Below are 23,149 nucleotides of genomic sequence, written 5' to 3' on the forward strand. Positions count from 1 at the left end.
TCAGTGCTCAGGCAAAGGCCCGGGTTAATCGCTTGCCTATCTCGATCACAGGTTTTTCCAGCAAGACGTGCACCGCATATCCCACTACGATCGTCGAGATACCCGCCAACACCGCCAGGCCGACACTGGCGAGCGGTGAAACGCTCACCATCAGGAACAACTTGCCGTAGCTGGCCAGTACGAATGGGTGGGTCAGGTAGATCGCATAGGACGCGTCACCAATCAGCACCATCGCGTCGCGTCGTTGCGGCACGATGCCGGCGCTGCGGTTCTTCAGCTCCCAGTTCAATCCCGCCAGCAGGAACGCCGCGTAGGCTCCGCCGAAGGCCAGGACCCGCACGGGTTGCTCGTGATTGATCAGCCCCGACTCAGCGAACATCCCGCCGATCATCAGCAGTGCACACCCGACCACTGCAGGCAGCATGACGCCCCAGCTGCTGGCCCGTTCGCGAATGCGAAAGACCCAGACACCGAGGGTGAATTGAATGATGTAGAGGGAGAACAGGTGATAGTCCCAAAGCTCGATCCCTGTGTAGTGAATCAGTGTCCATTTACCCAGCGCGAGCACCGAAAGTGCGAGCATCACCCAGAACAACGCGTCCATCTTCAAGAAACATGCCACCAGGAACACTATCGTGTAGAACACTAGTTCATGCTCGAGCGTCCAGCCAATGAACAGTAATGGGAGGTCGGCCTGGGGCAGCATCAACAAGGATTGGATAACACTCGCCCAGTCATGGCTGCCCGAGCCCATGGTCATCTGCGGGTTGTACAGCCAGAGCAGCATGACCAGGCATGTGAAGAGAAAATACATCGGCACGATTCGGAAAAACCGGCCGAGCAACCAGCGTTTTGGCTGAAACCGGCTATTGACCGTCACGTAGGTCATGATGAAACCACTGATGACGAAGAACATATCGGGTGCCGAGTAGCCGAAGCGCAAGGCATAGGTACTGTGAAAGTCCGCCAGCGCCGGCAGCTTGCGGGCAATGTCTTCTGCGTGATAGACCAGTACCATCAGCACCGCGAAGCCGCGCAGGCGTTGAACGCTGAGCAACTCGCCACGCTGCACCTCCCAGCGTGCGATGGCTTTGCTGTAAAAGCCGGCAAACTGCCGCAGTACGGCGTTCATGGACGCACCCGTCTTTTGAAGAATGTCTTCATCAACCAAGCTCCTGCAATGTGATCAATTGCTCTGATTGCGCAGCGACACGCTTGCTGCAACTCAGGTAAAGGCGACGCAGTGTGTCGATATGGCCATCGCGGCTATGCGCACGAACAACGTGAACGCGTGCCGCACGCCCGAGTCGGGTTAAGTCGCTCGGGTTGTCCAGGGCTCGCTGCAGTCCTGTCGCAAGCGCCCTGGCACTGACCTGTGCTGCCAGCAGCCCGGTTTCACCGTCCTGGACGTAGTCGGGAATGCCCCCTACCGGGAACGCCAGTACCGGTGTCTCGAACGACATGGCCTCAATACCCACCAAGGGACCAGGGTCGTCCCACACGGAAGGTAAAACGAACAGATCGGCATCCCGGTAGTACGCAGCCAGCTTTTGCGGTGTCAGCCACTCGATGAACTCGATTCTCTCGCTCAGGCCATGGCGATCGGCCAACACCTTGGCCGGCAACAACCGCGGACCACTGGTGATCGCCGTCAACCGCCAATTGCCGTGCACCCGCGCGAGTGCACGAATCAGCACCTCGAGCCCCTTGCCCTTGACCGCTTGGCCGGTAAACAGCAACCGCACCGGGCGATCTCCGGTTGCCAGCCCCGGGGCCTTGCCATAGGCCGGCTCGCCTTGCGCGACGTGATCGAAGCGGCTGAAATACGGCACCACGGACAAACGCTCGGCAGCAAAGCCATTGCTGAGCAAGACTCGTCGCATATGCTGACTGCCCACAACCGCGGCATCGAACCCCTGATAAAGCGTACGTTCGTGGAGCTTGCCTGGCAGGTCCATCAGCCGTGGAACACGCCCACCGGCCGACGGTGGGCCTATCACGCAGCCGTACAATGCACACGACCAACCGAGCGCACGCGCGCAACGGTCCCCCGCAAAACGCCGCCGACCGCGGCGCAGGCACATGGAGGTGTAGTCATGAAAGGAGCGCACCAACGCCAGCCCGCTTGAGACCAATGCTTCGAGCAAGGCGACATCGCTGCACAGATGCACATGGATCACATCCGGGCTCCAGGCACGTAGTTGCTCCACTGCCGCAAACGCAGACCCGGCACCCGCCAGCGAGATGATCTCGACACCCTGACTATCCAAATGCGCCGGCACCGACACGCCTTGATGCGCGAGCACAACCTGGTCACCGCAAGCAATCAACGCCCGGGCCAGGTCCAGGGCATAGTTGGGTAGCCCGCCGATGGATAACTCTTGCACCAGTAAAAGGACTCTCATGCTTTCACCTCAGCGACATTGCGCGCGGTCAGGCCCAGGGCAGGTGACGACGAATCGGTCAGGCCAAGCGTTAATAGCAACACCAGGGTGAAATGCATGTTTTGCAGCAGTAGCATGTCGACCATGGCGAACATGCAGTAGGCCGTCAGGGTGCCGACTGCGGCGAGGGCAAATATATCCGCCGACTCCTGCCCGCCGCGCCGCCAGCGACGCAGCAACTGGCGCAACACAACGACAATGAACGACAGATAACTGAGCAGTCCGATCAACCCTGTGTCGACGAGGATTTCCATGTAAGTGTTATGAGCGTGCAGCGACTGATAGCCCAGCTCGACATTCAGCGTCACGCCGCGGGTGAAGAACTCGTCGCGGAAATTACCCAGGCCAACCCCGAACAATGGGTTGTCGAACCAGACATCGCGGGCCACGCTCCAGATGATCAAGCGATCGTTCACCGCGTCCGCACGGCCGGGAATCAGGCCGGTGATCGTGCCATCCCAACTGGGCCACAGCCCCAGTCCGAGCGGCAAGGCAACCAACGCGACAATGGCGATCAGCAACAGCGGTTTCCACAGGCCTGGGCGCAGCACCAGGCCGATCGCCAGCAACGATCCCACCCCCCCGAGCAGACCGCCGCGCGAATCGGCGGCGATCAATCCGGCAATACTGATACCGATGCCGATCAACGACAGCCAGCGCAGATAAGTCGTGCGCGAGCAAAGCAAATGGGCAATGGCAATGTTCATCATCATCACCAGGTACATGGCCAGGCCCTGAGCGCCACCGAATGAGCTGCCGGCACGGCCCGACACGTCGAAGGTATGGCGTATCTGCGGTTCATCTCCAGTGGGCCCAGGCACCGGAATACCAAGCATGCCGGTGATGGTGTGGCCATTAGTGGCGGCCTCCACCAGCCCGTCGATGGCAAAAAAACTCGATACGCAAATCAGGGTCATGGCGATGAAACGCCAGAAGTGCTCGGCCGGACGAAACACCATCAGCAACACCGGCAGCACCACAAACCATTCAACAACGCGCAGCGATTGCTTGATGCTCGATCCAGGGTTGGTCGAACCTAGTTGGGCGAGAAACACCGCGACCACGAAAGGCAAGATCGCCCAGATCAGAAAAGGCACCTGGATGCGCCCCAGTCGCGGGCCATCCTGGCGTTGCAGCATGAATAGCCAGAGTGCGCACCAGACCACGATGATGGCATCGGCAGCATTCAGCGGAATACCGCCGAGGGTTTTCTGGATCGGAATCGCCAGGCTGATCACGAACGCCAGCAACAGCAACTTGGGCTGTTTGCTCAAGAGCAGGCTCGCGCCGATTGCCAGCGAGGCTCCGATGCCGGCGAGCGGCATATACACCGTCAGCAGCGATACCGCCAAACCTAGGACAACGGCCAAAATCACCCCGGGGGCCTGCACGCGCTCATGTATTCCCAATGGGGCCAAGGGTTCAGACGCCATGCAATGGCACCTCGATGCGAAACGGGTTGATCGAGATGACACGCACGTTGGCCCGCAGCAGCGCCAAGGCCTCGTCGCGCCGTCCAGGTCGCAGTAAACCGACCAGCAGGGCTCGAACGCTGGCCAGCAACATGACCGTATCGGTCAGCAGTTTCAGGACCAGCACCTCTCCTGCCGAACGGTGTTTGCGGTACAGGCGATAGCGACTGCGACGCAGCTCATAGCGCATGCGCAATGCGGTTTCGCTCAGGGCGCCAGGGCGATGACCACTAGGCGCGCGCCCGGACGAACTGCCACCGTGGTGCAACACACGACTTGCGGGCACCAACAGCAAGCGCCAGCCCTGGTTTCGTGCCCGCACACACCAGTCGACATCTTCGTCGTACATGAAGAAGCCTTCATCGAACAGGCCGACGCTGCCCAACAGTTCGCCTCGTATCATCATGCAGGCGCCGTGCAGACGCTCCAGTTCCAGCGGTGCTTCCTGGCCACAGGCTGGAAACTGCGGACCGCCATACAACCGCCGAAACATTTCCGGCAGTGTCGGGAAGCGGCACGGGAAGTCCTGGTCGGCACCGTCGCTGGCATTAACTACCCGGGCACTCACCGCACCGACTTCAGGTTGCGCTTCGAGCACCCGCAGCAGGCTGTCGAGCGTGCCGACCTCAACCTGTGCGTCGCTGTTGAGCAGCAACACGTAGTGACTCTGAAGGCCCCGGAGTACGAGGTTGTTACCGCCTCCAAACCCCAGATTCTGCGACGAAGCGATCAGCCGAACATCCGGGTGCCGGCTGGAGATCTGCGCCACACTGTCATCGCCCGAGGCGTTATCGACCACTACGATGCTGGTCTGAGCCAGGGTCGCGGGGAACGCCTTGAGCGAATCAATGCACTCGTTCACCAACTGAGCAGTGCGGTAGTTGACGATGGAAACAGTCAGGGACTTCATCCGCGTTTCTCCTTCAACAGTCGGTGCTCCTGACGCAGACGTGCCCCCAGGACATGACAATGAGTTTTCAGCCAGTTCGGTTTGGCCCCTGTGATACCGAACGCGCGTTCTGCCGCCTGCATGTCCAGCCAGAACGCGTCGACTTCACGCATGTCGTTGATCAGCAACTCGCCACCCCCGAAACCTTCCAGTAACCATTGCGCAATACGCCCGGTCGGCGTGCCGAAACCGGCACCGAGGTTGAAGATGCCCGGCACCGGTGCCTCAATTACTCGCACCAGCCAGCGTGCCAGCACCTCCACCGGGAGGAAGTCGCGCTCGACGAAGGGGCTCATGTCGAACACGATGCGCTGGCTGATGAACAAGCTGCGCAAGACCATGGCGAAAAAATTTCGCCGGCTATCGTCCAGCTCGTAACCAAAGATATTGCTCAGTCGCACAATGGTCAGCCGCGGCCCGAGTAGCTGCGACAAGGCGTTTTCAGTGAGCGCCTTGCCTACGCCATAAGGGTTCACCGGGTTGAGTACTCGCTCCTCATGCAAGCGCCCATCGCTGTCGGCGGGGCCATAGACCATCCGCGAGCTGGCCATGATGTAGTGCACATCTGGCAAGTGCTCCACGCGCCGGGCCAGGGCCAGCTCGAAATCCAGTGCCGGGTCGTAGCCGTTGCGCAATGCCGGGTTGTAGGCCAGGTTGAGCACCACGCGCACCTTGTCCGGCCAGGCATCCTCGTCCAGCGCCTGGCGGTGACCGATGAAGTGCCAGCCTGCGGTCTCCGGGCGCTCCTGCAAGGCACGGGAAATCAGGCTGGTGCTGCCAACGACGACGATGCTCATGGCTGATCCCAGAAGAACGAATGCATGCTCAACCGGCGCCGCCAGCCGAGCGGCAGCAAGCGATAGCGTTCGCCCAGTGAGTAGCCGAAATACTTCCCGGCGGTTCGCAATAGAATTGGCACCACCGCCAGCGGCTGCTTACGCTGCAAGGCGGCAGCAATCTCGCTTTTGACAAAACGCATACCTTCGCCGGACGCCGCCAGTCGGGCCTGGCTCAGTTCGCTGTCCATGGCGATCAGAGTGCCGATATCGAAATAACGCTTGAGCTCCTGGACAATGCTGTAGTCGTGACTGTGAATCGCACGTGCCGCAGGTTGGTATACCCGTGCGTAGCCGCCTTTGAGCAAACGCGCGGCAACCGCCATGTCTTCGCCCAGGGGCAAGCGTTCGGGAAAACCGCCGACTTTTTCCAACGCCTCGCGCCGGTAGGCGGCAAAAGAATTGGAGCAGAACACCGCCTTGATCCCGGCATGAGCGATGTCGGCCAGCGTGGTTCGCTCTGCGCGGGCCGGGTAATTGAACTCACGGGCAAAACGCTCGGCTTCGGTGGCCCCGGCACGCGGCAGCTGACGGCCATACGCCAACGCTACCTGCGGGTCGGCGAAAGGCTGCAGTAATTGCGCCAGCCAGTCGCTGCCCTGCGGGCAGGCATCCTGCGTCAGGTACACCAGGTAGTCGCTGTCGGCACATAGCTGCGCCGCCAGATTTCGGGTCTTGCCGTGCCCGAACTCACGGCGCTGGATGCTCTGGACGTTGTAACCGGCACCCAGCACCAACGAGACGGTTTCGTCGGTCGACGCCGAGTCAACAAACAGCACCCGTTGGGGCGCATGTTCCAATGCCGCCAGCGCGGGCAACAATGCGCGCAAGTGCTCGGCGGCATTGAGGGTCAGAATCACGATACTGGTGCGCTCGACCAGTGAGGCAACGGCCTGTTGGGCATCAGAATGCATTGGCACCTCCGAAACCGCCAAACATGGTCTTGAACACGATCCACAGGTCCAGTTCCGGCGACCAGTTCTCGATGTACTGCACGTCGTAGACAAAACGCTCGGTCAGTGACTCTTCCGTAAACGTGTTGCCGCGTAGACCATTGACCTGGGCCCAGCCGGTGATGCCGGGGCGCACCTTATAACGCTCGACGAAATCCACAATAACGGTTTCATAGGTCCGATCGCCGGCCATGACCCCGGGAGGGTGCGGCCGAGGGCCGATGACCGACATATGGCCGAGCAATACATTTATAAACTGCGGAAACTCATCGAGGCTGGTACGCCGCAGGAAATTGCCCACGCGCGTGACCCGACTATCCGTGCGTTGTGTCAGGTTGATGGCTTTGCTGGCGGAGTCGGCGTCAAAACGCATACTACGAAATTTGTAGATATCGAACATGCAATTGCGCAAGCCGTAGCGCTTCTGGGTAAACAACACTGGCCCGGGCGACTCGAGACGGATCAGCACGGCAATAATCAAACCCAATGGCAGGAACAGTGTCAGCACACAAAAAGCGAAGGTGATATCGAAAGCACGCTTGATCAGCCGCGCTTCGATCGGCAGCGGATTCATCCCCAGCAACAGCATATTGCCCGGACCCTGTGTCGGCCGATTGACGAAAGCGTGCCCCAGCACTGGCTCGTCCGGCGCCAGATAGACATTGCCCAGTTGCCCGCGCAGACGCGTGGCCAACGAGCTGACTCGGTCTCCGGCCTGATTGGGCAGAGCGATGACGACCCCATCCACGTCCGCCGGCAATTGCTCAAGTTGCGCAGTGCCTCCGGCCAGCATTGGAAACGGCAGGTTGCTGCAATCAATCCGGGACTGGCGATCATCTATGAACCCGATAACCTCGATCCCCGACTCGTTCTCGGTCATGTAGCGCGAAATAGCCACGCCCTGTTCGCCGGCTCCGACAATCACCAGACGCACCTTGCGATCCCAGCTTCGCGTCAGTTTATCGACGACCCACCCTGCGAGTAGCCACAACAGCACCAGTGCCAGGGTGAGCTCCAGGTACATCACCGCCGGGAGCAGCGGTAAGTTGCCAACCCACATGAACAGCACGATAAACAGCGTCACTAGCACGCTGCCGAGCACCGCATAGACTATGCGCAGTGCTCGAACGTCATGCTTGGCGAAACCCTTGTAACCCCGTACCGGCAGCAAACTCATGCTGCATACCAGGGCCAGCCCGACCAGCCAGACACCAGACCAGTGAGCACCGTTGAGCAACCAGTACTGGCTGGCCAGCAGCAACGTTGCCAGAACCCCGCCACAGGCCCGGGTCAGGCGCACCAATAAAATCTCAAGACCATCCAGGGCCGCAGCGTCGAAACGTCGCGTCGGTTTTCCCCGAGCCCGGGCACAAGTGTCCCCCTCCTTCTGGGCTACGCCCAGAAGCGGTTCCGATACTGTCATTGCATTCTCCCCAGCCCCGCAAACTACGGGTATGGCCTACGAAGATCAGGAATCGAGAGGTCCGAACGGACTGGGTCGTTGTTCAACCAGCGCCGTAGTAAAAGTGTCGCTCTCAAGCTCCATCCGCTCACGCACGAGTACAGGCCCGAACAACTCCGAATAGCGCTCGAAATTATTACGGTACCAATCGACCAGCAGCGGGATGTCTGTATGCAGGCTGTGCCGTGGCGACCAGCCCATGGCCTGGAGCTTTTCCCATGAGACCGAGTAGCGGCCATCGTTGAAAGGACGATCCGGCACAAAGTCGATCAACTCGGACGAGTCCTTGCCAAAGGCGTTGCTGATCAACTCGGCTACCTCCAGGTTGGTGTATTCCTCGGTGGTGCCGATGTTGTAGACCTCGCCCACCGCACCGTGCTCGGCAACGAATACCACCGCTTCGGCGAAGTCCACGGCACTGAGGTAGTGGCGTCGATAGCTGCCATTTCCGTGCAAGGGCAAACGTCTTTCGGTCAACAGGTGGCTGATGAATCGCGGAATGATTTTTTCCGGGAACTGGCGGATGCCGTAGAGGTTGTTGGCTCGAATGATCACGATGGGCTCGTGATAGGACTGGACATAGCCTTGCAGAATCATCTCTGCCGCTGCCTTGGACGACGAGTAGGGGTTGGTCGGGCGCAAGACTTCATCCTCGCTCGCCGCACCACTCATGATCTGACCGTAAACCTCGTCGGTGCTGACATGAATGATCTTTTTTACCTTTTCCTGACGGCAAGCCTCCACCAGGCTGTGGGTCCCAAGGACATTGGTCCGGGTAAACTCCAGGGAGTTGCCAAAAGAGTTGTCGACATGGCTTTCGGCAGCCGCGTGAATGACCAGATCGGCCCCCTTCACGACACGCCGACACAAATCGAGATCTGTCACATCGCCAACCAGCAACTGGACGCGATTGGAAAAAACGTGATGGGAGATATTCCTGAAATCCCCGGCATACGTCATCTTGTCGAGGACCACTACCTTCGAACTCGGAAAGCGCCGACACACCTCATCAACAATATGCGACCCAGCAAAGCCCGCCCCGCCTGTAATGACTATTTTGCGCATAACCCGAATCTCCCCGATCACAGGACCGTTTAAGAATTCAACGTTTTAGACCCAGCCATAAGCCCCTTCTGGATACTGCGCAAACGGGGGCATGTCTCCACGCTTACTACTGCATTGACTGCCACACCAAAGGGCGGCACTTCAATATCAAAATACCATCACCAGCGCTTCTGAACTCTAGCTGCTCGCTATTGATTCACCAGTCGCACCACGGTTATTTTTTTTAAAAAATTGCAGCAATCCCAGCAACATCAAAAGGCCGGCAACATTTGAACCAAGGTATATCTGGGCCAGGGTGACAAGTGACAGTCGGTCACGCCAGAAGTAAGCCAAAACCACCACTACCAGCAGGATGGAGCCATGGTAGAACACGTTACTGACCGGAGCGCGAAGGGCCAGAAGGCCCAGTTGTACAGGCGCGGCACAGGCGACAGCTAACAGGCCGAGGGCCAGGAATACCAGCGCGGGAGCACCTGCGGTAAAGGGTTCGCCATACAGCTGACGCAGCAATGTGCCACCTTCAAAGGTGACCACAAGTAACAACACCAGAGCGGGAATCAGAAATAGCAACGCACGCCTGAACACATACGCCACAAAATCGTGTCCCTGCGCCTCTTTATAGTGCGCAATGAAGCGTGGACGAAAATAATTGGTCAGGGCAATGAGCAGCGGGTTGATCAGGTTGGTCAGCGCAACACAGGCGGCGTAGAGCCCGGTCTGGCCTTGCCCGCCACCCAGCAGTGCCAGCCATGGATACAATTGGACGCTGGCCACATGGCAAAGTCCGCCACCCACCAGCCAGGCGCCATAGCCAAAAAATTCACGCAAGCTCTTGCAGAGCGTTCCCGGACCAATGGCCACAAAGCGCTCTTGTACCATCGACAGGAACACAACAAATGCGATCCCGGAGACTGCGCCGATGGTCCAGAAAACGTTGTTGGCGTTCAGTCGATCGCTGGCCAGCAGCCAGCCCAGCAATACCAGTTGGCCAGCAGCCGTGAGCAGGTCAAGCAACAAGGCCGAAACAGAGCGGCCGATGACATAGAAATGTCGACGCAGAAACTCGCGCAGCACCAAACAGAAAACTGCTACCGGCAAGGCCGGCCAGAGCTCGGCCAGTATTCCCGTGCCGAGCACATGAAACAGCGTCAGGCCCAGTGCGACCACCAGACCCAGCAACAGCGTACCCAGCAAGGCCGCCGGAAACAGTTGCGCCTGCTCACCTTCCTGACGCGCTCGAAAATAGGTGTAGGGGGTGGCGATCAGCGTATCGCCCAGGGAAATAATCAAAAAGCAGAAGGTATAACCCAAGGCATATGCGCCCAGTGCCTCCTGCGAAACCCATCGACCGAGTGCCAGACCTGTAAGAAAGCTGGCCAGGCTTTGCGCGGCCTGCCCACCGATCACCCACAGGATGTCGTACACACGACCGAACCGGCGACTCACTGAGCGAATGCTTTGCATAGACCCGACCCCAAGAAGAGCTATTCCATCCCCGAACAACATCAAAAAAGGATACTGGCCCAGTGACAGTAACTCCCACTCAGAATGAATAGCTCCTCAGGCCCAGATTGGCAAACCATACACGGCGCAAAACAGCCGAACGGTCAGTTTCTGAGTTTGAAAGCCGAGTGGATACCGACTGTGGGCTACATGACTGCCCAAGAAGCACACCGAGACATCAGCCGCTATCTGATGCATCGATACAACTGGATTTGGCCCCACCCTTAAGCAAGGTCAAAGGGTAACGCAGACCATCAACATACCCGTCTGATCAACCGCACATACACCGCGATATTGATCAACAACACCAGGGCGCCCAGGCCCAGTTGGATCTGCGGGGTCAGCCCGGCGGGATAAATCAATGTGAGGATGTAGTGCTCGATAAAACCGCCGCCATAACCGTCTTGCCCGGCGAGGTGTCGGAACAGGTTTTCCCAGCGGGTCAGCGGGCAGGGCAGGTGGAAGACTTCGACGGCGACGCCCCACGCGGCAGCAGGCAGGTGCAGCCAGATGACGGGGCGCCACTTGAGGGCCAGCAGTGCGCCAAACAGTACGAACAGGATAAATAACAGGTGAAACAGCACCAGGCTGTCGGCGGCTAGGCGATAAAACATCATGAATTCCGTTTGCAGTGCAATTATTCGATCACGCAGGGCATGGACCAAGTGAGTGCAAGTGAATGATATCAATATGATATTGTTGTTCGCTGGCCGCTACTCGTCGAGCAGTGGTTGAAGCAATCATCAGACAAGGAAGCCGCAATGGCTCACGAAGTTAGTGTCAATTTTCACCAGAAAGTCGTCCTGAGCAAAGATATTGAAGTCGAGGTCAAGGCTGACGGCGCAAGGCTTGGGAAGATCCTGATCAGCAAGGGCAATATTGAATGGGTGCCTGCGGGTAATAGTGTCAACAAGCACCGTCTGAGCTGGAAGCAGTTTGCCGCGTTGATGGAAGATGAAGGTCAGGTTAAGAAAATCAAATAATCGGCCGTCTCTTGCGCCGTTATTAGCGCCGCGTTGTTTTGATGCTTGTGCTCGCTTGAGATAAGCGAGCCTTGGCGTTCCAGCTGATAGGTAGTGACTTCAGGCATCCGCTACCTTTCTGGTCGCAGATCCTTAACGGTTGCTTACAGGCAACCCCGGCCGTTATTGTGCTGAATCCTTTTAGTCTTCAACGTCTGCGGCGTGCTGCTGCGCCGACGTCCCTGCCAACGGATCTGTTGTGATGAACGCACCGCGTACTGCTGTCGGCCCGATCAAGGCCGTGATTTTCGATATGGACGGGTTGTTGCTGGACACTGAAGGCATCTACACCGAAGTCACGCAAATCATCGCCGAACGCTACGGTCGTACCTACGACTGGAGTATCAAGCAGCACATCATCGGGCGTGGCGCCCAGGACCTGGCCGAGTACGTGGTCAAGGCCCTGGAATTGCCGATTACACCCGCAGAATTCCTAGTGATCCGCGAGCCGCTGATGAGCGCGCGCTTCCCCAAAGCCCTCGGCATGCCGGGCGCTGAAGCGCTGGTGCGGCACTTGAAGGCCCACAACATTCCGATTGCCGTGGGTACCAGTTCATCGCGCAATTCCTTTGGCCACAAGACCACCCTGCATAAGGAATGGTTTAGTTTGTTCGACACCATCGTCACCGCCGACGACCCAGAAGTTGGTGCCGCCAAGCCTGCGCCGGACATCTTCCTCACCGCCGCCCGCCGTCTGGGCATAGCGCCCGAGAATTGCCTGGTGTTTGAAGATTCACCCTTCGGCGTCACCGCCGCCAAAGCCGCGAACATGACCGCCATCGCCGTGCCGGATGAAGCCATGGCCGACAGCAAGTACCACCACGCCGACCAGATCATCCGCCAGCTGGCGGACTTCGATCTTGCGGCTTACGGCTTGCCGCCGTTGCGCTGATCCACCTGGCTAAACCGGCATCCTTGCCGGTTTAGCCACTGCACAACACCTGTGTTCAGCCTCTGGTTTTATGGGCAGGCAGATCAAGAGCGAGATCAAAAGCCAGCGCCAATCCGCTTTTCTGTGGGGGCTGGCTCGCCTGCGATGGGCTCACAGGCACCGCATTCATCCAGGATGCCCGTGTCATCGTTAACGACCATCGCGAGCAAGCTCGCTCTACAGGGGGCATGGGATCCGCTCTTGCTTCTCACCACTCAGGTCGGCTACCAGGCCGCCGTGCTTTTGATTTTGATCTGAGGCGCCCCGTTAACCACGATGGCTGAACGCAGGCATTGATCCGTGGGTAAACCGGCAGGACGCCGGTTTAGCCGCGTTGGGCCAAGGATGGCCCGTCGCGGCGGCCCACGGAGCAATGCCGCAGAGAAGGCATGCCGAGCCACAGCGAGGCACCGAGTGGTGGGGCAAGAGCCTTTGGTTACTTTGGGCTTTTCAAAGTGACACGCCGTAAGGGCGTAACCCCAAGTCGCCCTGACCAAAATAACGGATATGTACCCAACCCAACCCAACAAGCCAACTCCCACATCTGATCTCTGTCAGATCAAAGAGTGCATTTCAGACCGATCAAGCACTGAACCCACCGTCAATCGTCAAACTCGCGCCAGTGATATACCCAGCTTCCGGCCCCACCAGATATGCCACAAAACTGGCAATCTCTTCTACGCGGCCATAACGCCCAACCGCCATGAGCCCGATCAGGCTCTCGGCAAAATCACCGTTGGCCGGATTCATATCAGTATCCACCGGGCCTGGCTGCACGTTGTTGATGGTAATCCCCCGAGGCCCCAGGTCCCTCGCCAGGCCTTTGGTCAAGCCCACCAGCGCCGCCTTGCTCATGGCATACGGACCACCACCGGCAAATGGCATGCGCTCGGCGTTGGTGCTGCCGATGTTGATGATGCGGCCACCTTCGCCCATATGCTTGGCTGCTTCCTGAGTGGCGATAAACACGCTGCGCACGTTGATGGCTAGGGTCTGGTCAAAGTCTTCCAGTTTGAAATCTTCCAGTGGCCCCACTGCCAGTACGCCGGCGTTGTTCACCAGGATATCCAGGCGCCCGAACGCTTCGACGGTAGCGCTGACCGCATTGCGAATGGCAGCGGCATCGGCGCTGTCAGCATGTATCGCCAGGGCTTTGCCGCCGTCGCTGATCACGCTGTTTTGCAAGTCTTGGGCCTTGGCCGCAGAGCTGACGTAGGTGAAGGCAACTGCTGCGCCTTGCGCCGCGAGGCGTTTGACGATGGCGGCACCGATGCCGCGGGAACCGCCCTGGATCAAGGCGACTTTGCCGCTGAGATTTTGTGTGGTCATGTCGATCTCCCAATTATTCAAGGCGGGGCTGCCTTGGTGTTGGCGCCGAGTATCGACCACACAACCCTGTCTCGGTAGACCGTGATTGCTATAGTCTGTGTAAACCAAAAGTTTAGAATGTGACGATATGGAAAGCTTTGGCAGTATCGAATGCTTCGTGCGCAGCGCTGAAGGTGGCAGCTTTGCCGAAGCCGCTCGGCACCTGAGCCTGACCCCGGCTGCCGTCGGCAAAAGCGTTGCCAAGCTGGAAGCGCGCCTGGGTGTGCGCTTGTTCCAGCGCAGCACCCGGCGCTTGACCCTGACCGAAGCCGGCAAGCTGTTTCTGGAGGAGGTCAGCAGTAGCCTCACCACCATCCAAAACGCCGTGGCCAACCTGGCCAGCGCCGAAGGACGGCCGGTGGGCACGCTCAAAGTCAGCATGGGCACTGTGTTCGGTAATCGCTATGTGATGCCGTTGCTGGGGGAGTTTCTGAAACGTTTCCCCGATATCAGCCCGGATTGGCATTTCGATAATCGCCAGGTGGACCTGATCGGCCAAGGCTTCGACGCCGCCATTGGCGGTGGTTTTGACCTGCCTCAAGGGGTGGTCGCGCGCAAATTGACCCCGGCTCACCGAGTTCTGGTGGCCTCACCGGATTACCTGGCGCGACGCCTGCCGGTGCTGTCGCCCGAGGACCTGGCACGGTGCAACGGCATCCTGATCCGCTCGCCACAAACCGGGCGAGTTCGTTCCTGGCAACTGACCAGTCGCAGTCACGAGCACCGGCCATTGGTGCTCAAGCCGGGAATGACCATGAGTGACTCCGAAGCCGCCTGCTGCGCCAGCGCCCAAGGCCTTGGCATTGCCTTGGTGAGCATGCCGATGGCGGTGCCATTCCTCGACAGCGGCGAGTTGCAGCGAGTCCTGCCGGACTGGTACGTCGACGACGGCAACATCTCTCTCTACTACGGCGAACACAAACTGCTGCCGGGCAAGACCCGGGCCTTCGTCGACTTCATCATCGAGCAGTTTGCCGAACAGCAATTGGGCCAGCGGTTCAGCGCAGTTTGACTGAGTTAAACCTCACCCCTTGCTGATGATATTCCCCGCATGTAGCCCGCATTCCTTCTGGGTTGCTTCTTCCCACCACCAACGGCCTTCGCGCTCGTGCTGGTTCGGCAACACCGGGCGGGTGCAGGGCTCGCAGCCGATGCTGATAAAGCCGCGTTCGTGCAGGCTGTTGTACGGCAATTCCAGCATGCGGATGTAGCCCCAGATCTCCTCGCTGGTCATTTGTGCCAGCGGGTTGAATTTGTACAGGGTGCGTTCCGGGGTGGAGAAGGCCGTGTCGATTTCCAGCGCTGCCACTTGGCTGCGGGTGCCGGGGCTCTGGTCGCGGCGCTGGCCGGTGGCCCAGGCGCTGACGCTGGAGAGCTTGCGTCGCAGCGGTTCGATCTTGCGCACGCCGCAGCATTCACCATGGCCGTCCTTGTAGAAGCTGAACAGGCCCTTTTCCTTGACGAAAGGTTCCAGCTTGCTTTGGTCCGGGGAGATCAATTCGATATCGATTTTGTAGAAATCCCGCACTTGCTCGATAAACCGGTAGGTCTCCGGGTGCAGACGGCCGGTGTCGAGGCTGAACACCTTGACGTTTTTGTTCAGCTTCCAGGCCATGTCTACCAGCACCACGTCCTCGGCACCGCTGAAAGAGATCCACAAGTCGTCGCCGAACTGGCTGAACGCCAGTTTGAGGATGTCCTGGGCGGACTTGTTGGCATAAGTCGCGGCGAGTTCAGCGACGTCGAAGGCTTGGTTCATCAGGACGGTTCCTACAGGTCAGTGGCGCTGAGCGCTCTATAGGAGGCGATGGTAACAAAATCCGCTCTGCGTTGCGGCGGCGAGCATGAATCGCTAGAGTTCGGCAGTCCTTTTTTTGCTCGCTCAACTTAACAATATCAATGGGAGTGTGTTGTGGAAATTGCCTGTCTCGACCTGGAAGGGGTGCTGGTTCCGGAAATCTGGATCGCCTTCGCCGAAAAAACCGGTATTGAATCCCTGCGGGCCACCACTCGGGACATTCCCGACTACGACGTGCTGATGAAGCAACGCCTACGGATTCTCGACGAGCACGGCCTCAAACTTTCTGACATCCAGGAAGTGATCGCCACCCTCAAGCCGCTGGATGGCGCCATCGACTTCGTCAACTGGCTGCGCGAGCGCTTCCAGGTGGTGATTCTGTCGGATACGTTCTATGAGTTTTCCCAGCCGCTGATGCGCCAATTGGGCTTTCCGACCTTGCTCTGCCATCGGTTGATTACCGACGAGAATGATCGGGTGGTGAGTTACCAGTTGCGTCAGAAAGATCCCAAGCGTCAGTCGGTGTTGGCTTTCAAGAGCCTGTACTACCGAGTGATTGCTGCTGGGGATTCCTACAACGACACCACCATGCTGGGCGAGGCCGACCAGGGCATCCTGTTTCACGCACCCGAGAATGTGATTCGAGAGTTTCCGCAGTTTCCGGCGGTGCATACATTTGAGGATTTGAAGCAGGAATTCATCAAGGCGTCGAATCGGCCGTTGAGCCTGTGATTCTCTGGTGACGGGAAGCTAAGAGACCTACGAACTTTGTAGGCTTCAATTTTGTGTCTAGGGGCTCTTTGTGGCGAGGGGGCTTGCCCCCGTTGGGCTGCGAAGCGGCCCCAAAGCCTGCAATGAAGTGATCTCTGAAGCACCGCGGTCACCTTATTGGGGGCTGCTGCGCAGCCCAACGGGGGCAAGCCCACTCGCCACAGGGTATTTGGTTACAGCCCTTCCAGGGTCTCCAGCAACACTCGCACCTTGGTCATCGACTCTTGATACTCTGCCTGCCACTCGGAGTCGGCGATAATCCCGCCACCGCCCCAGCAACACACCTGGCCATCCTTGACCAGCAAGCTGCGAATGGCGATGGAGCTGTCCATCTCCCCGCGCACGTCCAGGTACAACAATGAGCCGCAGTACAGTCCGCGCCGGGTCGGTTCCAGTTCGTCAATAATCTGCATCGCGCGAATCTTCGGCGCGCCGGTGATCGAGCCGCCGGGGAAGCTGCCGGCGATCAGGTCCAGGGCGTCTTTATCAATCGCCAATTCGCCGGTGACGCTACTGACCAGATGGTGAACGTTGGGATAACTTTCCAGGCTGAACAACTCTGGCACCTTCACCGAGCCAGTGCGGCAGGTGCGGCCCAGATCGTTGCGCAGCAGATCGACGATCATCAGGTTTTCTGCACGATCCTTGGCGCTGGCCAGGAGTTCGGCGGCGTTGGCAGCGTCTTCGCTGGGTGTCAGCCCGCGCGGGCGCGTGCCCTTGATCGGCCGGGTTTCTACCTGGCGTTCGCTGACTTTGACGAAACGCTCGGGCGACAAACTCAGTACCGCGCCATCGTCCGGCAGGCTCTGGAACCCCGAAAACGGCGTTGGACAGGCTTCGCGCAGAGCGCAATAAGCTACCCACGGATCGCCGATGCAAGGCGCGCGAAAGCGTTGGGCGAAGTTGACCTGATAGCAGTCGCCAGCCTGGATGTAGTCCTGGATGCGGGCCAGGGCTTGTTCGTACGCCTCGGCGGTCAGGTCCGGGGTCATTGCGCCGTGCAGTTTGAAGGTGGCGGGCGCACTGGCGGCGGGCTGGCTGAATAGCGTCGCTAGGCGTTGCCGCTCGCCTTCGCTGAGTTTGGGGTGAAACACCAACTGGCTGGTAAGCGCCTGATGGTCGCTGATCAATGCCCAGGCATACAGGCCAAAGCGCGCATCGGGCAGGCGCAGATCATCCACGGCCTGATGCGGCAGCTGTTCTAGGTGACGGCCGAAGTCGTAGCTGAGGTAACCGATCAGCCCGCCGGCAAACGGCAGTTCATAAGGGGCGGGCAGGGAGGCTTCACCCAATAGCGTCAGGTTCTCCCGTAGCCGTTGCAGGAAATCGCTGCCGCTTTCATCCGGCCAAACCGCCAATGTCGCTTCCGGCCAGGCACTGAGCAAATCATAGCGACCACGCTCGGCACTCGGCCGGCCACTGTCTAGCAGCACCGCACCGGGGGCATGTCGAATAGCCGCGAAATACTCGGCAGGGTTGGCTCGGTAGGGCAGGGGGTGTACGGAACAGGTCAACATGCTGTGTGGATCAGCCTTGGGGGGTAGCTCCAAGCTCCAAGCTTCAAGCCACGAGTTAAATGACACAGCTGCTCTTTCTTGCAGCTCGTAGCTTGCCGCTTGTAGCTGCCTTTATCCTTCCACCGCCGGAATATGCCCAAACATCTCCTGCGCAAACTTCACCCGTTCTTCCGGCGTTTCCGTCACGCCGGCCGTCTTCAGCTCTTCCAGTCGCGCTTCCACTGCGTGGGTACGTAAGGTTAGGCCGCAGTCGTTGGCGATCTGGATATTCAGCCCCGGTCGGGCATTGAGTTCAAGGATCAACGGACCTTTTTCCTGGTCCAGCACCATGTCCACGCCGATATACCCCAGCCCGCACAGCTCATAGCAGCCCGCTGCGAGCTTCATGAAGCCGTCCCAGTTGGGCAACTGCACGCCATCCACCGCGTTGGTAGTGTCGGGGTGTTTGGTGATGATGTTGTTTAGCCAGGTACCGCGCAGGGTCAGGCCAGTGGCCAAGTCTACGCCGACGCCGATGGCGCCCTGGTGCAGGTTGGCCTTGCCGCCGGACTGACGGGTTGGCAGGCGCAGCATGGCCATCACCGGGTAGCCCATCAGCACGATGATGCGGATGTCCGGCACGCCTTCGTAGCTGATGCTTTTGAAAATTTGGTCCGGGACCACCCGGTATTCGATCAGCGCGCGATCGCGGTGGCCGCCCAGGGAATACAGGCCGGTGAGGATGCTGGAAATCTGGTGTTCGATTTCTTCATGGCTGATGATCTTGCCGGACACCGTGCGATAACGGCCTTCAAAGCGGTCGGCAATCACTAGGATGCCGTCACCGCCGGCGCCCTGGGCCGGCTTGATCACGAAGTCGCTGCGCCCGCCGATGATCTCGTCGAGCTTGTCGATTTCCTTCTCGGTGGAGATCACCCCGTATAGCTCCGGCACATGAATGCCGGCGGCGATGGCCCGTTCCTTGGTGATGATTTTGTCATCGACGATAGGATACAGGCTGCGCTTGTTGTACTTGAGTACGTAGTCGGCGTTACGCCGGTTGATGCCCATGATGCCCCGCGCTTCCAGGGCCTTCCAGGTCTTCCAGAAGCCGAACATTACGAGTCAGCCTTGATGAAGGCCTTGAAACGCACCAGTTCGGTCAGGCGGTAGCCGCGATAACGACCCATGGCCAGCATAAAGCCCACCAGGATCAGCAGGATCGCAGGGAAGGTGAAGACGAAGTAGATCAACTCCGGCACGCTCATGATCAGGTGCGCCAGGGACGCGGCGAACAGCGTGCCGATCGCTACTTTCATGGCATGGCCGCCACCGCGCTCTTCCCAGGTAATGGACAGGCGTTCGATGGTCATGGTCAGGATCACCATCGGGAACAGCGCAACCGACAGCCCGCGCTCCAGGCCCAGCTTATGGCTGAACAGGCTGATGGCCGCGATCAGCACCACCACGAAGGTCAGCACCACCGACAACCTCGGTAGCATCTGCAGCTTCAAGTGTTCCAGGTACGACCTGAGGGATAAGCCCAGCGCGGTAATAATGGTGAATAACACGATGCCGAAGCCCAACTGCGTCTCACGGAACGCCAGGGCAATCAGCACCGGCGTAAACGTGCCCAGGGTCTGCAGGCCGATCAGGTTGCGCAGGATCAGGATCACCAGCACGCCAATCGGGATCATCACCATGATCATGAAGGTCTGCTGGGTTTGCAGCGGCAGGCCGTAGAGCGAGTATTCGAGGAAGTTGGCGTCGGTGTTTTCGTCGGTCAGCTTGGCCAGGCGAATGGCGTTCATTTCGCTGTTGTTCAGGCTGAAGGTCACCATGGCCTTCTTGCCTCCGTCGACGGTGATCAGGTTTTCGTCACCGGTCCACCACAGCAGGCGGTCAGACGGCAGGCCTTGTTCGCCGGTGTCCGGGTTGAAGTACAGCCAGTCATTGCCATTGAAGCTGCGCAGCCACAGTTCTGGGGTTTGCGGCTGGTCGGCGACGAGGCGGATGGTGTGGACCTTTTCCACCGGCACGTGGGCGATGGACAGCAGCAGTTCGACGATCTTGGCTTTGTGCGGCGTCGAGGGGTCGCCCGCCAGCAGCAGCTTGACGTTGTCGTCGCTGAGGTTGTTGGTGCGTTTGATGGCTTCGCTGATAAAGGTTTCGACGTCCGCCGAGTGCTGGCGGATTGGCGCAAGCAGGGCTTCTGCGGCGATTTTTTCCGGGCCCTCGACGGCGATGCTGTCGCGGAAAGTCGGGCCCTTGACCTTGATCTTCTCGCCGCTGTAGCGCTTGGTCAGCACCAGGCGGTAGTAGAGGGTTTGGTTACCCTTGGCGCGGCGCGCCGACCAGGTGACCTTGCGATTGCCGTCGACGCGATTGACGCTCACTCCGTAGTTATTGGAGATGAAGCTTTCATTGAGGCTGACGTAATCGCGGCTCAGGGGCGGCACGAACATCTGGATCTTCACCGGGTCCTTGGCGTTGGCGACGAACTCGACCTTGGCGTCGATGTTCCACAGGTCGTCGGTGGCATCTTCGGTCACCGGGATGCCCAGGACGAAAATCTGATAGGCCGTGATCGAAATGCCCAGCACCACCAGGACAGCGATCAGGATTTTCAGGTGCAGATTAAGAGCGCGCATTGGGATTACTCGGCGGTATGAGCGTCGGTGGCGCAGGCAGGTTTGCCCGCCGCGTATTTAAGACTGGGGTCGACCAGCGCATCAAAGCGTTTCAAGGCTTCGGAGCCGATCAGCAGCGGGTATTGGAAAGCGCTGCGGTCAGTCAAGTTCACTTCGATGCTGCGTAAAGCGGTGCCCATGCAGATGTCCAGGGCAATCACTGGACGGGCGGTGTAGTTTTTGTCCTCATCGGGGTCGTAATCGCCGGCGCGGCGCTTGATCTTGCTGACGCGGGCCAGAGGACGTTCGATGGGGTGGGAGTGAGCGGTATCGATGGCGAGGTAGAAACGCACCCAGGATTCACCGTTGCGCTTGAAACGCTTGATGTCGCGGGCACTCAGGGAGGCGGTCTTGGCGCCGGTGTCGAGTTTGGCGGCGACTTCCAGGTCAATGCCGGCCAGTTTGGCGTATTCATTGAGGCCATACACGGTCTTCTCGGCGGCAGAGCCAAGGCCCGGTATAAACAGTAGGCAAAACAATAGGGGGAAGGGCTTGAGTCTCATAAATCCTGAGGCGGTGCAGTGCGATGTTTGATTCAAGGCGACTGGCATTGCTGCGCAAGCTCCCTCGTGCGCCTTTTCATCTTTGGATGTCAGGCAAATGCGGCGGGCATTCTAACATGAAGGTTTTCTGACGCCAGCGCTGGCAGGCGGCCATGCCCTGATAAAGAGCAAGGAGGGTTATTAGGCGATTGTCGACAATGTGTATTTATTCTTTGACTATTCTGGGCTGATTGGCTAGTTTTTGCGACATTGCTTTTAAAGGTGTCGACAATATGCTGGATCAGCTGGTAATTCCGGTCGCGGCGCAGGACGATTCCCAGACCATGTCGGAGAACGTGTTCCGGCGAATCCAGGCCGCCATCGTCAAGGGCGAAATCGCCCCTGGCAGCAAGATCTCCGAGCCGGAACTGGCGCGCACTTACGGTATCAGCCGTGGCCCGCTGCGCGAGGCGATTCACCGCCTGGAAGGCCAGCGCCTGCTGGTGCGCATCCCCCACGTGGGTGCGCGGGTGGTTTCCCTCAGCCAGGCCGAACTGGTGGAGCTCTACGAAATCCGCGAGTCCCTGGAAGGCATGGCTTGCCGGCTGGCTGCCGAGCGCATGACCGACGAAGAGATCGAGGAACTACGCCAGGTGCTGCACACCCACGAGCGCGATGCGGCGTTCCAGGCCGGCGTCGGCTACTACCAACAGGAAGGTGACTTCGACTTTCATTACCGGATAATTCAAGGCGCCGGCAATCGCACCCTGACCCAAATGTTGTGCGGCGAGCTGTATCAGTTGGTGCGCATGTACCGCATCCAGTTTTCCGCTACCCCCAATCGTCCACGCCAGGCCTTTGCCGAGCATCACCGGATCCTTGACGCGATTGCCGATCGCGACGGTGAACTGGCCGAGTTGTTGATGCGCCGTCATATCGGCGCGTCCAAACGCAATATCGCGCGTCATTTCCCGGACAGCGCCCACCAGACAGCCACTCCACGAGGTGAGTCATGAGTTCCAACAACAAGAGCACTCCAGGCCAGCGCTTTCGCGATGCCGTCGCCAGCGAGCATCCGTTGCAAGTCGTTGGCGCGATCAACGCCAACCATGCCTTGCTGGCCAAGCGCGCCGGGTTCAAGGCGATTTACCTGTCCGGTGGCGGGGTGGCTGCAGGCTCCCTCGGCGTGCCGGACCTGGGCATTACTAGCCTGGATGACGTGCTGACCGATGTGCGCCGTATCACCGATGTCTGCGATCTGCCGCTGTTGGTGGATGTCGACACCGGTTTCGGTTCTTCGGCGTTCAACGTGGCGCGCACCGTCAAGTCGATGATCAAGTTCGGCGCGGCGGCGATCCATATTGAAGATCAGGTGGGAGCCAAGCGCTGTGGTCATCGCCCTAATAAAGAAATCGTCTCCCTGCAGGAAATGGTCGACCGCATTAAGGCAGCGGTCGACGCTCGCACCGATGACAGCTTCGTGATCATGGCCCGCACCGACGCCCTGGCTGTCGAAGGCCTGGAATCAGCCCTGGAACGTGCCGCCGCGTGTATCGAGGCCGGCGCCGACATGGTCTTCCCTGAAGCCATCACCGAACTGGACATGTACAAGCTGTTCGCCGCCCGCGTGAAGGCGCCGATCCTCGCCAACATCACCGAATTTGGCGCCACCGCGCTGTACACCGTCGAACAGTTGAAATCTGCCGATGTTTCCCTGGTGCTGTACCCGCTGTCGGCATTCCGGGCCATGAACAAGGCCGCCGAAAACGTCTACACCGCAATCCGTCGCGACGGCACCCAGCAGAACGTGATCGACACCATGCAAACCCGCATGGAGCTTTACGATCGCATCGACTACCACACCTTCGAGCAGAAGCTCGACGCGCTGTTTGCCGCCAAGAAGTAAT

At 59.2% G+C, this 23,149-nt stretch carries 22 protein-coding genes; 6 read left to right on the forward strand and 16 right to left on the reverse strand.

Annotation, left to right across the window (positions count from 1 at the left end; translation table 11 throughout):
- Window positions 1–7: 7 nt before the first annotated feature.
- The 10 genes from AAEZ06_RS12335 to AAEZ06_RS12380 form a co-directional block, all read right to left on the reverse strand.
- Complete coding sequence (locus AAEZ06_RS12335; protein WP_149412065.1) at window positions 8–1,132, reverse strand: acyltransferase family protein; 1,125 nt, start codon at window positions 1,130–1,132, stop codon at window positions 8–10.
- A 31-nt stretch (window positions 1,133–1,163) separates the two neighbouring features.
- Window positions 1,164–2,405 (reverse strand): glycosyltransferase family 4 protein, encoded by a 1,242-nt coding sequence (locus tag AAEZ06_RS12340; RefSeq protein ID WP_149412064.1) that lies wholly within the window; start codon window positions 2,403–2,405, stop codon window positions 1,164–1,166.
- The gene (locus AAEZ06_RS12345) at window positions 2,402–3,877 is read right to left on the reverse strand and encodes an O-antigen ligase family protein (protein WP_149412063.1); all 1,476 of its coding nucleotides are present in this window, start codon (window positions 3,875–3,877) and stop codon (window positions 2,402–2,404) included. The genes AAEZ06_RS12340 and AAEZ06_RS12345 overlap by 4 nt, the downstream gene beginning before the upstream one ends.
- A complete protein-coding gene (locus tag AAEZ06_RS12350; RefSeq protein ID WP_149412062.1) occupies window positions 3,867–4,826 on the reverse strand; it encodes a glycosyltransferase family 2 protein in 960 nt (319 codons plus the stop codon). The genes AAEZ06_RS12345 and AAEZ06_RS12350 overlap by 11 nt, the downstream gene beginning before the upstream one ends.
- Window positions 4,823–5,662 (reverse strand): NAD-dependent epimerase/dehydratase family protein, encoded by an 840-nt coding sequence (locus tag AAEZ06_RS12355; protein ID WP_149412061.1) that lies wholly within the window; start codon window positions 5,660–5,662, stop codon window positions 4,823–4,825. Before AAEZ06_RS12355 ends, AAEZ06_RS12350 begins: the two co-directional genes overlap by 4 nt.
- Window positions 5,659–6,615 carry a glycosyltransferase family 2 protein gene (locus tag AAEZ06_RS12360; protein WP_149412060.1) on the reverse strand — a complete coding sequence of 319 codons (957 nt, stop codon included), beginning with the start codon at window positions 6,613–6,615 and terminating at the stop codon, window positions 5,659–5,661. Before AAEZ06_RS12360 ends, AAEZ06_RS12355 begins: the two co-directional genes overlap by 4 nt.
- Window positions 6,605–8,077 carry an exopolysaccharide biosynthesis polyprenyl glycosylphosphotransferase gene (locus AAEZ06_RS12365; protein WP_350614484.1) on the reverse strand — a complete coding sequence of 491 codons (1,473 nt, stop codon included), beginning with the start codon at window positions 8,075–8,077 and terminating at the stop codon, window positions 6,605–6,607. Before AAEZ06_RS12365 ends, AAEZ06_RS12360 begins: the two co-directional genes overlap by 11 nt.
- Before the next feature lie 45 nt (window positions 8,078–8,122).
- Window positions 8,123–9,181, reverse strand: coding sequence for a GDP-mannose 4,6-dehydratase (locus AAEZ06_RS12370; protein WP_149412058.1), 1,059 nt, complete (start codon window positions 9,179–9,181; stop codon window positions 8,123–8,125).
- 177 nt (window positions 9,182–9,358) lie between these two features.
- Complete coding sequence (locus AAEZ06_RS12375; RefSeq protein ID WP_350614486.1) at window positions 9,359–10,687, reverse strand: lipopolysaccharide biosynthesis protein; 1,329 nt, start codon at window positions 10,685–10,687, stop codon at window positions 9,359–9,361.
- Between the two features lie 251 nt (window positions 10,688–10,938).
- Entirely contained in the window at window positions 10,939–11,298 is a 360-nt protein-coding gene (locus AAEZ06_RS12380) for a DUF2784 domain-containing protein (protein ID WP_350614488.1), read from the reverse strand.
- 147 nt (window positions 11,299–11,445) lie between these two features.
- Here AAEZ06_RS12380 and AAEZ06_RS12385 point away from each other — a divergent pair, with 147 nt between their 5' ends.
- Together AAEZ06_RS12385 and AAEZ06_RS12390 are read left to right on the forward strand one after the other, a co-directional pair.
- Window positions 11,446–11,667: a hypothetical protein gene (locus tag AAEZ06_RS12385; protein ID WP_149412055.1), complete on the forward strand. Its 222-nt coding sequence runs from the start codon at window positions 11,446–11,448 to the stop codon at window positions 11,665–11,667.
- Between the two features lie 241 nt (window positions 11,668–11,908).
- Window positions 11,909–12,598 carry an HAD-IA family hydrolase gene (locus AAEZ06_RS12390; RefSeq protein WP_149412054.1) on the forward strand — a complete coding sequence of 230 codons (690 nt, stop codon included), beginning with the start codon at window positions 11,909–11,911 and terminating at the stop codon, window positions 12,596–12,598.
- Window positions 12,599–13,219: 621 nt separating this feature from the next.
- Here AAEZ06_RS12390 and AAEZ06_RS12395 read toward each other — a convergent pair.
- Window positions 13,220–13,966, reverse strand: coding sequence for a 3-oxoacyl-ACP reductase family protein (locus AAEZ06_RS12395; protein WP_149412053.1), 747 nt, complete (start codon window positions 13,964–13,966; stop codon window positions 13,220–13,222).
- Between the two features lie 127 nt (window positions 13,967–14,093).
- Here AAEZ06_RS12395 and AAEZ06_RS12400 point away from each other — a divergent pair, with 127 nt between their 5' ends.
- Window positions 14,094–15,017 carry a LysR family transcriptional regulator gene (locus AAEZ06_RS12400; RefSeq protein WP_149412052.1) on the forward strand — a complete coding sequence of 308 codons (924 nt, stop codon included), beginning with the start codon at window positions 14,094–14,096 and terminating at the stop codon, window positions 15,015–15,017.
- Window positions 15,018–15,029: 12 nt separating this feature from the next.
- Here the strand turns inward: AAEZ06_RS12400 and AAEZ06_RS12405 are convergent, their stop codons facing one another.
- Window positions 15,030–15,764, reverse strand: coding sequence for a phosphoadenylyl-sulfate reductase (locus AAEZ06_RS12405; protein WP_350614491.1), 735 nt, complete (start codon window positions 15,762–15,764; stop codon window positions 15,030–15,032).
- A 153-nt stretch (window positions 15,765–15,917) separates the two neighbouring features.
- On the opposite strand from AAEZ06_RS12405, the gene thrH reads away from it, so the two are divergent.
- Window positions 15,918–16,535 (forward strand): bifunctional phosphoserine phosphatase/homoserine phosphotransferase ThrH, encoded by a 618-nt coding sequence (thrH, locus tag AAEZ06_RS12410; RefSeq protein WP_350614493.1) that lies wholly within the window; start codon window positions 15,918–15,920, stop codon window positions 16,533–16,535.
- Window positions 16,536–16,747: 212 nt separating this feature from the next.
- Here thrH and pabB read toward each other — a convergent pair whose 3' ends face one another.
- The 4 genes from pabB to rloA all read right to left on the reverse strand — a co-directional run bounded on the left by pabB (window position 16,748) and on the right by rloA (window position 21,263).
- Window positions 16,748–18,091, reverse strand: a complete 1,344-nt coding sequence (pabB, locus tag AAEZ06_RS12415; protein WP_350614495.1) for an aminodeoxychorismate synthase component I — start codon at window positions 18,089–18,091, stop codon at window positions 16,748–16,750.
- Between the two features lie 111 nt (window positions 18,092–18,202).
- The gene (locus AAEZ06_RS12420) at window positions 18,203–19,189 is read right to left on the reverse strand and encodes an alpha-L-glutamate ligase-like protein (RefSeq protein ID WP_149412048.1); all 987 of its coding nucleotides are present in this window, start codon (window positions 19,187–19,189) and stop codon (window positions 18,203–18,205) included.
- On the reverse strand, window positions 19,189–20,721 hold the full coding sequence (gene rloB, locus AAEZ06_RS12425; RefSeq protein WP_149412047.1) for an osmotic stress tolerance membrane protein RloB: 1,533 nt from the start codon (window positions 20,719–20,721) through the stop codon (window positions 19,189–19,191). Before rloB ends, AAEZ06_RS12420 begins: the two co-directional genes overlap by 1 nt.
- 5 nt (window positions 20,722–20,726) lie before the next feature.
- Complete coding sequence (gene rloA / locus AAEZ06_RS12430; RefSeq protein ID WP_149412046.1) at window positions 20,727–21,263, reverse strand: retropepsin-like aspartic peptidase RloA; 537 nt, start codon at window positions 21,261–21,263, stop codon at window positions 20,727–20,729.
- A gap of 272 nt (window positions 21,264–21,535) precedes the next feature.
- Here rloA and AAEZ06_RS12435 point away from each other — a divergent pair, with 272 nt between their 5' ends.
- Window positions 21,536–22,258 (forward strand): GntR family transcriptional regulator, encoded by a 723-nt coding sequence (locus AAEZ06_RS12435; RefSeq protein WP_149412045.1) that lies wholly within the window; start codon window positions 21,536–21,538, stop codon window positions 22,256–22,258.
- Window positions 22,255–23,148 carry a methylisocitrate lyase gene (prpB, locus tag AAEZ06_RS12440; RefSeq protein WP_149412044.1) on the forward strand — a complete coding sequence of 298 codons (894 nt, stop codon included), beginning with the start codon at window positions 22,255–22,257 and terminating at the stop codon, window positions 23,146–23,148. The genes AAEZ06_RS12435 and prpB overlap by 4 nt, the downstream gene beginning before the upstream one ends.
- Window position 23,149: the final 1 nt, after the last annotated feature.

It is taken from the genome of Pseudomonas sp. HY7a-MNA-CIBAN-0227 (assembly GCF_040310325.1).
GTDB lineage: Bacteria > Pseudomonadota > Gammaproteobacteria > Pseudomonadales > Pseudomonadaceae > Aquipseudomonas.

Coding starts and splice junctions, on each gene's coding strand:
- AAEZ06_RS12335 (WP_149412065.1), bottom strand. CDS start 1,132: ATGAACGCCGTACTGCGGCAGTTTGCCGGCTTTTACAGCAAAGCCATC.
- AAEZ06_RS12340 (WP_149412064.1), bottom strand. CDS start 2,405: ATGAGAGTCCTTTTACTGGTGCAAGAGTTATCCATCGGCGGGCTACCC.
- AAEZ06_RS12345 (WP_149412063.1), bottom strand. CDS start 3,877: ATGGCGTCTGAACCCTTGGCCCCATTGGGAATACATGAGCGCGTGCAG.
- AAEZ06_RS12350 (WP_149412062.1), bottom strand. CDS start 4,826: ATGAAGTCCCTGACTGTTTCCATCGTCAACTACCGCACTGCTCAGTTG.
- AAEZ06_RS12355 (WP_149412061.1), bottom strand. CDS start 5,662: ATGAGCATCGTCGTCGTTGGCAGCACCAGCCTGATTTCCCGTGCCTTG.
- AAEZ06_RS12360 (WP_149412060.1), bottom strand. CDS start 6,615: ATGCATTCTGATGCCCAACAGGCCGTTGCCTCACTGGTCGAGCGCACC.
- AAEZ06_RS12365 (WP_350614484.1), bottom strand. CDS start 8,077: ATGACAGTATCGGAACCGCTTCTGGGCGTAGCCCAGAAGGAGGGGGAC.
- AAEZ06_RS12370 (WP_149412058.1), bottom strand. CDS start 9,181: ATGCGCAAAATAGTCATTACAGGCGGGGCGGGCTTTGCTGGGTCGCAT.
- AAEZ06_RS12375 (WP_350614486.1), bottom strand. CDS start 10,687: ATGTTGTTCGGGGATGGAATAGCTCTTCTTGGGGTCGGGTCTATGCAA.
- AAEZ06_RS12380 (WP_350614488.1), bottom strand. CDS start 11,298: ATGTTTTATCGCCTAGCCGCCGACAGCCTGGTGCTGTTTCACCTGTTA.
- AAEZ06_RS12385 (WP_149412055.1), top strand. CDS start 11,446: ATGGCTCACGAAGTTAGTGTCAATTTTCACCAGAAAGTCGTCCTGAGC.
- AAEZ06_RS12390 (WP_149412054.1), top strand. CDS start 11,909: ATGAACGCACCGCGTACTGCTGTCGGCCCGATCAAGGCCGTGATTTTC.
- AAEZ06_RS12395 (WP_149412053.1), bottom strand. CDS start 13,966: ATGACCACACAAAATCTCAGCGGCAAAGTCGCCTTGATCCAGGGCGGT.
- AAEZ06_RS12400 (WP_149412052.1), top strand. CDS start 14,094: ATGGAAAGCTTTGGCAGTATCGAATGCTTCGTGCGCAGCGCTGAAGGT.
- AAEZ06_RS12405 (WP_350614491.1), bottom strand. CDS start 15,764: ATGAACCAAGCCTTCGACGTCGCTGAACTCGCCGCGACTTATGCCAAC.
- pabB (WP_350614495.1), bottom strand. CDS start 18,091: ATGTTGACCTGTTCCGTACACCCCCTGCCCTACCGAGCCAACCCTGCC.
- AAEZ06_RS12420 (WP_149412048.1), bottom strand. CDS start 19,189: ATGTTCGGCTTCTGGAAGACCTGGAAGGCCCTGGAAGCGCGGGGCATC.
- rloB (WP_149412047.1), bottom strand. CDS start 20,721: ATGCGCGCTCTTAATCTGCACCTGAAAATCCTGATCGCTGTCCTGGTG.
- rloA (WP_149412046.1), bottom strand. CDS start 21,263: ATGAGACTCAAGCCCTTCCCCCTATTGTTTTGCCTACTGTTTATACCG.
- AAEZ06_RS12435 (WP_149412045.1), top strand. CDS start 21,536: ATGCTGGATCAGCTGGTAATTCCGGTCGCGGCGCAGGACGATTCCCAG.
- prpB (WP_149412044.1), top strand. CDS start 22,255: ATGAGTTCCAACAACAAGAGCACTCCAGGCCAGCGCTTTCGCGATGCC.